The sequence below is a fragment of the Frankia sp. EI5c genome (assembly GCF_001636565.1).
In the GTDB taxonomy this organism is placed as follows: Bacteria; Actinomycetota; Actinomycetes; order Frankiales; family Frankiaceae; genus Parafrankia.
Genome location: NZ_LRTK01000043.1, coordinates 1 through 10,085 on the forward strand (window position 1 = coordinate 1; position 10,085 = coordinate 10,085).

General features: G+C 71.5%; 5 protein-coding genes and 12 pseudogenes. 7 read left to right on the forward strand and 10 right to left on the reverse strand.

What is annotated here, in order from left to right; all coding sequences use genetic code 11:
• The 4 genes and pseudogenes from UG55_RS38980 to UG55_RS38995 form a co-directional block, all read left to right on the forward strand.
• Positions 1–536 (forward strand): adenylate/guanylate cyclase domain-containing protein (locus UG55_RS38980; protein WP_242424753.1); only part of this gene is annotated, 536 nt, incomplete at both ends.
• Between the two features lies 1 nt (position 537).
• Positions 538–1,613: pseudogene (locus UG55_RS38985) on the forward strand (ATP-binding protein); the annotation flags it as partial.
• Between the two features lies 1 nt (position 1,614).
• Positions 1,615–2,003: pseudogene (locus UG55_RS38990) on the forward strand (tetratricopeptide repeat protein); the annotation flags it as partial.
• 1 nt (position 2,004) lies between these two features.
• Positions 2,005–2,956 (forward strand): annotated as a pseudogene (locus UG55_RS38995) (guanylate cyclase); the annotation flags it as partial.
• A gap of 34 nt (positions 2,957–2,990) precedes the next feature.
• Here the strand turns inward: UG55_RS38995 and UG55_RS18755 are convergent.
• From UG55_RS18755 to pgi (UG55_RS39040), 10 genes and pseudogenes are all read right to left on the reverse strand, one after another.
• Positions 2,991–3,921 (reverse strand): nucleotide sugar dehydrogenase (locus tag UG55_RS18755; protein ID WP_242424754.1); only part of this gene is annotated, 931 nt, incomplete at its 5' end.
• A 1-nt stretch (position 3,922) separates the two neighbouring features.
• A pseudogene (locus UG55_RS39000) lies at positions 3,923–4,344 on the reverse strand (UDP-glucose 6-dehydrogenase); the annotation flags it as partial.
• Positions 4,345–4,741: 397 nt separating this feature from the next.
• Complete coding sequence (locus UG55_RS18760; RefSeq protein ID WP_066070855.1) at positions 4,742–4,984, reverse strand: hypothetical protein; 243 nt, start codon at positions 4,982–4,984, stop codon at positions 4,742–4,744.
• Between the two features lie 630 nt (positions 4,985–5,614).
• Positions 5,615–5,915, reverse strand: a 301-nt coding sequence (locus UG55_RS18765) for an STAS domain-containing protein (protein WP_242424755.1), incomplete at its 5' end; no start/stop codon positions are given.
• Between the two features lie 413 nt (positions 5,916–6,328).
• A pseudogene (locus tag UG55_RS39005) lies at positions 6,329–6,378 on the reverse strand (hypothetical protein); the annotation flags it as partial.
• Between the two features lie 27 nt (positions 6,379–6,405).
• A pseudogene (gene pgi, locus UG55_RS39015) lies at positions 6,406–6,707 on the reverse strand (glucose-6-phosphate isomerase); the annotation flags it as partial.
• 1 nt (position 6,708) lies between these two features.
• A pseudogene (locus tag UG55_RS39020) lies at positions 6,709–6,788 on the reverse strand (hypothetical protein); the annotation flags it as partial.
• 1 nt (position 6,789) lies between these two features.
• Positions 6,790–7,539: pseudogene (gene pgi / locus UG55_RS39025) on the reverse strand (glucose-6-phosphate isomerase); the annotation flags it as partial.
• Between the two features lie 40 nt (positions 7,540–7,579).
• Positions 7,580–7,639, reverse strand: a pseudogene (locus UG55_RS39035) (hypothetical protein); the annotation flags it as partial.
• Position 7,640: 1 nt separating this feature from the next.
• A pseudogene (gene pgi, locus UG55_RS39040) lies at positions 7,641–7,913 on the reverse strand (glucose-6-phosphate isomerase); the annotation flags it as partial.
• Positions 7,914–8,160: 247 nt separating this feature from the next.
• Here pgi (UG55_RS39040) and UG55_RS39045 point away from each other — a divergent pair.
• The 3 genes and pseudogenes from UG55_RS39045 to UG55_RS18775 form a co-directional block, all read left to right on the forward strand.
• Positions 8,161–8,409, forward strand: a 249-nt coding sequence (locus tag UG55_RS39045) for a protein kinase domain-containing protein (RefSeq protein WP_242424756.1), incomplete at its 3' end; no start/stop codon positions are given.
• A gap of 1 nt (position 8,410) precedes the next feature.
• Positions 8,411–8,530 (forward strand): annotated as a pseudogene (locus tag UG55_RS39050) (hypothetical protein); the annotation flags it as partial.
• 34 nt (positions 8,531–8,564) lie between these two features.
• Positions 8,565–10,085 (forward strand): annotated as a pseudogene (locus UG55_RS18775) (protein kinase); the annotation flags it as partial.

The following is a 10,085-nucleotide window of genomic DNA, read 5'->3' on the forward strand; positions in this document are numbered from 1 at the left end:
GTTCATCGGTGACGCCGTGTTCGCCGTGTTCGGCATTCCGGTGCTGCACGAGGACGACGCGCTGCGCGCCATCCGGGCCAGTCTGGACATCCGCACCGCCATGGAGGAACTCAACGCCGAGTTCCATCGTGATCTGGGCCTTCGGCTGCGGGTGCGGATCGGCATCAACACCGGCGAGGTGACGGTCGCCGGTGGTGGCGCGACCGGCGACGCGGTGAACGTCGCCTCCCGGCTGGAGGAGGCGGCCCCGCCGGACGAGATCCTCATCGGTGACAGCACCTACCGGTTCGTCCGACACAGTGTCACTGTCAGCTCCGTCGGGCCACTGGTGGTGCAGGGCAAACGGGAGCCGGTGCGGGCCCACCGGCTGATCGGGCTGCGCAACCCGCAGGCCGGGCCCGGCCTGCGGGAGTCCAGCCCGGGCTTCGCCGCGCCGGTGATCGGCCGCAACCGGGAGCGCCGCCGGCTCCAGGACGCCTTCGAGGCGGTCGTGGAGGAGCGGACCTGCCACCTGTTCACGGTGCTGGGGCCGGCCGNGATCGGCAAGTCGCGCATGGTCGGCGAGTTCTGCCAGAGCATCACCAGCCGGGCGACCGTGCTCACCGGCCGGTGCCTGTCCTACGGGGAGGGCATCGCCTACTGGCCGCTGATGGAGATGGTGCGCCAGGCCACCGGCATGTCCGCCGACGAGAGCGCCCCCGACGGCCGCCTGCGGCTGAAGAGCCTGCTGTCCGGTGTCCCGCAGGCCGCCGAGGTGGTCGACGCGCTCGCCCCGCTGGTCGGGCTCGGCGGCGCCGAGCTGGGCACCCAGGAGAGTTTCTGGGCGGTCCGCACCTTCTTCCAGGCGCTCGCCGAGCAGCGGCCGCTGGTGCTGTGGTTCGACGACGTCCACTGGGCGGAGCCGACCCTGCTGGACCTCATCGAACATGTCGCCGACTGGTCGCGGGACGCGCCCATCCTGCTGCTGTGCCTGTCCCGCCCCGAGCTGCTGGAGGAGCGGCGGCAGTGGGGCGGCGGCAAGCTCAACGCCACCTCGCTGCTGCTGGCTCCGCTCACCGAGGCCCGCTGCCACCGGCTGATCCGCACCCTGATGGGCTCGGACGACCTGGACCCGGCGCTGGTCTCCAGGATCACCACCTCGGCCGCCGGCAACCCGCTCTTCGTCGAGCAGATGGTCGCCGCGCTGGTCGACGACGGCCTGCTGCGCCGGGAGGGCAGCCGGTGGATCGCCGTCCGCAACCTGCGCGGCGTCAAGGTGCCGCCGACGATCTCCGCGCTGCTCGCGGCCCGTCTCGACCGGCTGGACCCACCCGAGCGCCAGGTTCTCGAACGAGCCGCGGTCGTCGGCGAGCGCTTCTACCTGGACGCCGTGATCGAGCTCTCCGAGCCGGCGGAACGCCCCTACGTCGCGGAGCACTGCCTCGCGCTGGTTCGCAAGGAGCTGGTGCATCCCGACCGCTCCGACCTGCCCGGGGTGGAGGCGTACCGGTTCCTGCACGTCCTGCTGCGCGACTGTGCCTACCAGACGACGTCCAAACGGCAGCGCGCCGACCTGCACCAGCGGTTCGCCGGCTGGCTGCAGGCCCGGATGGTCGGCGGTCCCGGTGAGCACGNCGAGCTGGTCGGCTACCACCTGGAGCAGGCCTATCGCTACCGGGTGGAGCTCGGTCAGCGCGACAACGAGATGATCGAACTCGGCCGGTCCGCCGCCACCTGCCTGATCGAAGCCGCCGACCGGGTCCGCCAGGGCGACGAGACGGGGGCCGCGCAGCTGCTGAAACGCGCGATCACGCTGCTGCCCGAGACCGACCCGCTGCGGCTGCGGGCCGAGATCGACCTCGGTTGGGCCCTGTACTCCTTCGGTCGCCTCTCGGACGCCGAGCGCATCCTGCGGCAGGTCAGCGAGCGGGCCCGGCGCGCCGGCGAGGACGGGCTCCGTGCGCACGCGCGGCTCGCGCACCTGCGCGTGCTGTTCGCGACCGACCCCGAAGGCCTGGTCGCCANCACCCTCACCGAAGCCACCGCGGCACTCGCGTCCTTCGTCCGGGACGGCGACGATGTCGGGGCGGCGCTCGCCTGCCGCAGCCAGAGCGCCGCGTACGCCGCCGCCGGCCAGTTCGCCGCCGCCGAGAAGGCGATGGAGAACGCCGTGCGGCACGCCGAGGAGTCCGGTGTGCCGCGGGCGGCGCACTCGCTGCGCCGCGAGCTCGCGCTCCTGCTGAGCCTGGTTCCCGGGCCGGTGCCGTACTCGATCGTGAAGGCCACCGCGGCGCTGGAGGCGGCGGGGGACGACCGCGGCCTGCGCCGCGGCATCCTCGCCCAGCTCGCGCTGCTCAACGCCATGTCCGGTGACCTGGAGGCCGCGCGCACCCACCTCAAGGACGCCGAGGAGATCGTCGGGGACATCCGCGGTGCCCGGACGGACCCCTTTCACAGCGGTTTCGTCGTCGCCCGGGTCGCGCTGCTCGCCGACGAACCGGAGATCGCCGAACGCGAGCTCCGCCGCAGCTGCCGGCATCTGTCCCGGATGGGTGAGCGGGTGCACCTGGCAACCAGGGCCGCCCTGCTCGCCGACGTGCTGGTCCGCCTCGGCAAGCTGGAGGAGGCGACCAAGTACGTGAACCGGTGCCGGGACGCCGCCGCGGGCGACCAGCTCCCGGCCCAGGCCGGCTGGTGCTCGGTACACGCCCGGTTGCTGGCGATCTCCGGCCGGGATGCCGAGGCGCTGCGCTTCGCCGACACCGCGTGCGATCTCGCGAGCCGTACCGACGACATCGACGGGCAGGGCAGCGCCCTGCTCGCGCGCGCCGAGGTGCTCTACCGCGCGGGGCGCAAGGACGACGCGAACGAGAGCCTGGAGGCAGCCGTCACCCGCTTCCTCCGCAAGGGGAACCGGGCGGCGGCGGCCCTGAGCAGGCGGCTGTTCGAGAACCTCGACACCGAGCGCCCCGGCTGAGCTGGGCGGGCCTGCCTGCCGGCCGGCCGGCGGCTCAGACGTTCGGGCGGCCGAGGGCGTGGTAGATCCAGCCGGCGTCCCGCCACCGCTGCGGGTCGAGGGTGTTCCGGCCGTCGATGATCACCGGGCGGCGGACCAGCGGGGTCAGCAGCGACGGATCGATCTCCCGGAAGTCGGCCCACTCGGTGAGATGCAGGACGACGTCGGCCTCGGCGACCGCCGCCGCGACTCCGGAGGCGTATCGCAGGTCGGGGAACTTCCGGGCGGCGTTCTCCATGGCCGCGGGGTCGTAGACCGTCACCCGGGCGCCGGAACGGCGCAGGGCGTCGGCCACGTCGAGGGCGGGCGAGTCGCGGATGTCGTCGCTGTTGGGCTTGAAGGCGGCGCCGAGTACCGCCACCCGCCGCCCGGACGCCCCGCCGCCGAGAAGGTGGATCGCCAGTTCCACCGTCCGGGCACGCCGGCGCAGGTTGACGCTGTCGACCTCGTCCAGGAAGCGCAGCGCGGGGCCCGCGCCCATCTCCTCGGCCCGGGCCTGAAAGGCGCGGATGTCCTTGGGCAGGCAGCCGCCTCCGAAGCCGAGACCGGCGCCGAGGAAACGTCCACCGATGCGGTTGTCGTAGGCGAGAGCCGAGGCCAGCGTCTTCACGTCGGCACCGGCCACCTCACAGACCTCCGACATCGCGTTGATGAAGGAGATCTTCGTGGCCAGGAAGGCGTTCGCGGCCACCTTCACCAGCTCGGCCGTGGCGAAGTCGGCGACGACGGCCGGCGTGCCCGCTGCCAGCGCCGTCGCGTAGACCGTGCGCAGGGTGGCCTCGACCCGGGCCCGGCGCCCGGTGTGCACGCCCCGGTCGGCGACGCGGTCGGGCACGCCGTACCACTCGTCGTCCGCGGGCAGGCCGAAGACCAGCCGGTCCGGGCGCAGGGTGTCCTCGACCGCGAAGCCCTCCCGCAGGAACTCCNGGTTCCAGGCGAGGTCGACCTCGGGTGCCTCGCGGGCGAGCCAGCCGGCCAGGCGCACCGCCGTCCCGGCCGGAACCGTCGACTTGCCCACCAGCAGCGAGCCGGCCTTGGGCCCGGCGGCGAGCAGGCGCTCGACCGCCCCGTCCACGTAGGTCATGTCGGCGGCGCCGGAGTCCGGGCGCTGCGGAGTGCCGACGCAGAGAAAGTGCACGTCCGCGTCGGCGGCGTCCGTGAACGCGGTCGTGAACCTCAGCCGGCCGGTCTCCAGGTTCTTGCGCAGGAGCGCTTCCAGGCCCGGCTCGAAGAAGGGCACCTCACCGTCGGACAGCCGATGCACCTTCTCCGCGTCGACGTCGATGCCGACCACGTCGAAGCCAAGCTCGCTCATGCAGATCGCGTGAGTCGCACCCAGATATCCCGTGNCGATGACACTGATCTGCAGCGGTGTGGTCGTCGCGCCGGTCGGCTCTGCCTCGGTACCCATCGTGTGTCCCCCCACTCAGGCTTCTGCTATCAGGCCCGCGGAGCGCATTGTGGACCAGCCCAGGTTCCGTCGGGACGGGTGGGGTGCCGGAGACAGAAACATACCCCGCCAGGTAATCGATCTACTACTTTCGGCTACAAGTTTGCCTGGTGAAGATGCCGAATTGTGGCGGGATGTTTGCCTGTTGCGACAATCCCCACTTTCATTGCTCTGTATCAAGCAGACGACAACCGGGGAAACGGCTGNCAGTGGGGCACGGCGGCGGCCGACACGNGGAGACGGGGAGAGTTGGCTGACACGCCGNGACGGGCGGTCGGGGGCCGGGCGGTCCGGCGTCAGGGCACCATCGCCCGCAGGCTGATCTGCTCCTGTAGCCCGTACAACTCCTGCGCCCACAGCCGCAGCCGGGCCACGGCCGCAAGCTGGGCGGACAGCGCCCGGGCGACCTCGGGCCGGGCGAGATTCTCCAGCGACTCCGGTGGCCAGCGCCAGTCGGCGTCGTCCTGGGCCACCCGCCGGTAGGCTGCCCCGAGCAACGCGATCTCCGCGAGGGCGAAGTCGACCTGTTCGGTCACCATCGCGAGTCGGGCACGCAGGTCCTGGGTGCTGACGGTGAACCTCCCCTACCGGCCNGGAGATCAGCGGAACCGGGCGGACGCCGCCGGCCGGGAAGATGCCTTCCGGCCGGACGTCCCTGCGAGAAGAGTACGAGCAGTCGGGCCGGACGCACACCACCGACTTGCCNACACTCCGCCCGGCCTCACCCCGCGGGTGGGTGATTACCCGACACGGGTGAGGGCGCGGCCCGTTCTCGTGAAGAGGTGACGTGACCTCCACTCCGGGTAAGCGGACCTGNGGGGTGCCAAAACGGCCCTCCCAGCCCGATCACCCGAGGGGGACCGGTGGACCTGACGTCACCGACAATCCTGATCATTCTCAGCTTCCCGCNCTGCACCATGATCGGGATGCTGATGATGAGCAGGGTCGAGCGGAGCCTGACCGGCGCGAGGGAACCAGCAGACGCGGGACAACCAGCGGAACGGACAGGTGTCCACGGGACAGACGGCGCGGCGGCGCCGGGTATGAGCTCGGCGCCGGGTATGAGCTCGGCGCCGGGTATGAGCTCAGGGACGGCGACCGGTTCAGTCGCAGTGGCGGCCTCCGGAGTCGCGGTGGCGGGCTCCGCAGTCGCAGCAGCGGGCTCCGGATCAGCGGCCGCGGCCGCGGCCGGCCTCCTCGACCCGCAGTCGGCCGGCCAGTCCGGTCTCCCGGACGAGTTCGGTGAAGGCCGGCGCCGCCTCGCGGATGCGCAGCTCGGTGTGGACGCGGCGAAGCAGCAGCTCCGCCCGGAGCAGAGCGGCCAGTCCCGCGATGTCCACCGCCGTAAGATCGCCGACATCCACCGTAACCAGGCCGCCGCCCCGGCCAAGCAGCTCGCCGATCTGCTCGCGGAATCGTAGCCTTCCGACGGTGTCGAACCGGCCGCCGAGTTCGATGACGACGTCGTCCNCGGTCCGCCGCACCGTCATTCGCGTCGCTGTCGAGTCGACTCGCATACCTGTGGCCCCCGGGATGTCCGTCCGTCTGTCGCAGCACGGGCGTCCATCCCGTGGGTTGGTCACAGAGAGTAACATGACCCCGAGAATCATCGAACTACTGTTACTGATTACCTGAATGATCGCCGGTCCGGCGGCGCGCTGGGCGGGCGGCGCGGCGGGCGGATCGGCGCCGGAGGGGGCGGGCGGCCGGCGCCGCCGGTAACTGTCCGACGGCCACCGCCACACAGCCAACACCGCCACACGGCCGCACCGCCACACAGCCGCACCGCCACACAGCCGGGCCGCCGGGCCGCCGTCAGCCGGAACGGAACAGGCTGATCAGTGCGTTCGTCGAGCTGTCGTGGCCCAGCGGCGCCGAGTGGNCGGTCAGCTCGGGAATGATCCGACCGGCCAGCACCTTGCCCAGTTCCACCNCCCACTGGTCGAAGCTGTTCACCCCNCAGATGACCCCCTGCGTGAAGATCTTGTGCTCGTACAGCGCGACGAGCTGACCGAGGGTGAACGGGGTCAGCCTGGGAGCGAGCAGCGTGTTCGTCGGGCGGTTGCCGGCGAACGTCCGGTGCGCCACCAGATCCGGCGCGACCCCCTCCGCCGCGACCTCCTCGGCAGACCTGCCGAAGGCGAGCGCCTCGGTCTGGGCGAAGAAGTTCGCCATCAGCAGGACGTGCTGGTCGACGTCACCGACACCGGGATGGTTCGGCCGCAGAAAGCCGATGAAGTCGGCCGGAACGACCGTGGTCCCNTGGTGCAGAAGCTGGAAATAGGCATGCTGACCGTTGGTTCCGGGCGTGCCCCACACCACCGGGCCGGTGGGCACCTGTACNGGCCGTCCATCAAGATCAACTGACTTGCCGTTACTCTCCATGTCGAGTTGCTGGAGGTACGCGGGGAAGCGGTCCAGGTACTGGCTGTAGGGCAGCACCGCATGCGTCTGGGCGCCGAAGAAGTCCCGGTACCACACGCCGAGCAGGCCGAGCAGAACCGGCAGGTTGCGCTCGAACGGAGTGGTGCGGAAATGCACGTCCATCGCGCGGAATCCGGCGAGCATCTCCCGGAAGTGGTCGGGGCCGATGGCGACCATCAGCGACAGGCCGATGGCGGAGTCCATCGAGTAGCGGCCGCCCACCCAGTCCCAGAACTCGAACATGTTGGCGGTGTCGATACCGAACTCGGCCACCTTCTCCGCGTTGGTCGAGACCGCGACGAAATGGGCTGAGACGGCCTTCTCCCCGAGCGCGTCGGTCAGCCAGGCGCGGGCCGCGCGGGCGTTCGCGAGGGTCTCCAGGGTGGTGAACGTCTTGGACGCGACGATGAACAGGGTCTTCGCCGGGTCCAGGTCCGCGGTCGCCTCCCAGACGTCGGTCGGGTCGACGTTGGAGACGAACCGAACGGCGAGCGAACGGTCGGCGTAGTCCCGAAGTGCCTCGTAGGCCATCGCCGGGCCCAGGTCGGAGCCGCCGATACCGATGTTCACGATGGTCGTGATGTGCTCGCCGGTCGCGCCCGTCCACACCCCGGAGCGCACCCTGTCGGCGAAGGCCGACATCCGGTCGAGTACCGCGTGCACCTCGGGANCCACGTCGACACCGTCCACGTGGATGCTGGTTCCGGCCNGGGCGCGCAGGGCGACGTGCAGGACGGGCCGGTCCTCGGTGGTGTTGATGCGCTGGCCGGNGAACATCGCCTCGATGCGCCCGCGTAGTCCGGCGCTTTCGGCCAGTGCCACCAGCAGCTCGACCGTCCGAGATGTGATGATGTTCTTCGAATAGTCCAGGTGAAGTCCGTCCGCCTCGACCGTGAATGACGCGGCCCGGTTCTGGTCGTCGGCAAAGAACTTGCGCAGCGTGACTCCGGAGATCTTCGCGTGGTGCGCGGCCAGCGCCGCCCACTCCGGGGTCCGCTCCACGGCCGATCCAGCGGCGAGGGCGGTGGACTCGGTGTTCGCCATGGCGTGGGGCCCTTCCTCGAAGGCAGTGCTGTCGCGCGGGCCACGTTCACGCGTGCCCGCACGGCCGAACACCTGTCGACGACGCCCAGCATGCTGCAGTCGTCCATCTGACGCGGCTGCCGGGTCGCTACCAGGGGCGGGACGGGGGGTATGAGGCCGTAGTATCGCCGGGAACGCGCCGAAGAACCCCCAATTGGCCGCGTGGTCGTGGTGACGACCCGGCAGCCGGTGACGGACGGAACCGACCTTGCTTATCGACAGATCTCTCGTGGAGGCGGCGCTCCCCGGCTACGCGGTCGAGGGGGACCTCGGCAAGGGGGGCTACGGCCTCGTCCTCGCCGGCCAGCACAGGCTCATCGGCCGCAAGGTCGCGATCAAGATTCTTCTTGACACCAGCGACGACCCCGACCTACGCGCGCGCTTCCTCTCGGAGGCCCGCGTCCTCGCCGAGCTCGACCACCCGCACATCGTGCGCATCCACGACTACGTGGAGCACNAGGGCACCTGCCTGCTGGTGATGGAGCTGCTCTCCGGCGGCACGCTCAAGCAGCGGATCTCCGCCGGGAAGCTCACCCCGGAGACGATCTGCGCGATCGGCGTGGCCGCCTCCGCCGCGCNCGCCACCGCGCACGGCCAGGGTGTGCTGCACCNCGACGTCAAGCCCGACAACATCATGTTCGACGGCGCCGGGCTGCTCAAGGTCACCGACTTCGGCATCGCGAAGATCTTCGACGGTGCCGAGACGACGGCCAGCGCCATCCTCGGGACCCCGCGGTACATGGCGCCCGAGCAGATCATGGGTGGGCGGCTGTTCCCCTCCACCGACCTGTACGCGCTGGCCGGCGTCCTCTACGAGATGTTCGCCGAGCGGCCGCTGTTCGGCCGGCAGATGGCGGTGCAGCCGCTGACCCACCATCACCTGAGCGTCATGCCCGAACCGCTCACCATGGTGCCCGCGCCGATCTCGGCGGTCATCATGCGCACGCTGGGCAAGGAACCGAGCACCCGCTACGCCGACGCGTCCGAGTTCGCCCAGGAGCTGGCGCTCGCGGCGGCCCGCTCGTTCGGCCCGGGCTGGATCTCCCGGTCCGAGGTGAAGGTGCGGGTCGACGACGACATCCGCGCCGCTATGGGCGGCTCGACGGCCACCGGGCACGCCGGCTCCTTCCCCGGAGCCCGGCCCGGCGGCGGCATCCCGCCGACCGGCGCCGGTTACGGCGGTCCGGGCGGTCCCGGTGCTCCCGGCGGTTTCGGCGGCCCCGGTTACCCGCCGGGCCAGCCAGGAGGCGGCGGTCATCCTGGTCAGCGCCCCGGCCAGTACCCGGGCGCGACGGCCCCGGGCTATCCGGGCACGGGCTCGCAGCTGCCCGGGATGGCCCGCCCGGGCCAGGTGCCCGGACCGCCCGGTTACGCCCAGCCCGGCGTCAGCACGCCCCACCCCCGACCGGTACCGGGCGCGACACCCCGGCCGGGGCCGGGTGCGCCGCCAGGCTCCACACCCCACCCGCGACCGGTCGGCATGCCAGGCTCCACACCGCAGCCGCGACCGGTCGGCATGCCAGGCTCCACACCGCAGCCGCGACCGGTGGGCGTGCCTGGGCCCAACCGTCCCTACGGCGGCCAGCCGGCACCGGGCACCCCGGGTGGGCCGGGTGGGCCGGGCTGGCGCGGCGCCGGGCCGGTCCCACGACCGGCGGTTCCCCAGCGACCACCCCAGGGGCACCGAGCAGGCGCGCCCGGCAACCAGAGCCGCAACAACCGCGTCCTGATGATCGCGGCCGTCGTCTTCGTGCTGGTCGTCGCGCTGACGGTCGGCCTGGTCGTGGCCCTGTCGAACAACGGCGACGGCACCGACCGGGGCAACGAAACCGGTACGAACGTCGCCGCGTACAGCGGCCCGCCCGTGACGGTGCAGGGCCTGAGCCCCTACAGCCTGACGATCGACCCGGCAGGTTCGCTGCTGGTCACCAGCCTTTCCACGGACCGGATCCAGAAGATCACCAACGTCGGCGAGACGTCCGATCTCGCCGGCACCGGCTCCGGAGGTTTCAGCGGCGACGGCGGACCCGCGTCGTCCGCCCAGCTAGAGGGCCCGGGCTCCGCCGTTCTCGACAAGGACGGCAACATCTACGTCTCGGACGCGCAGAACTTCCGCATCCGGAAGATCACGCC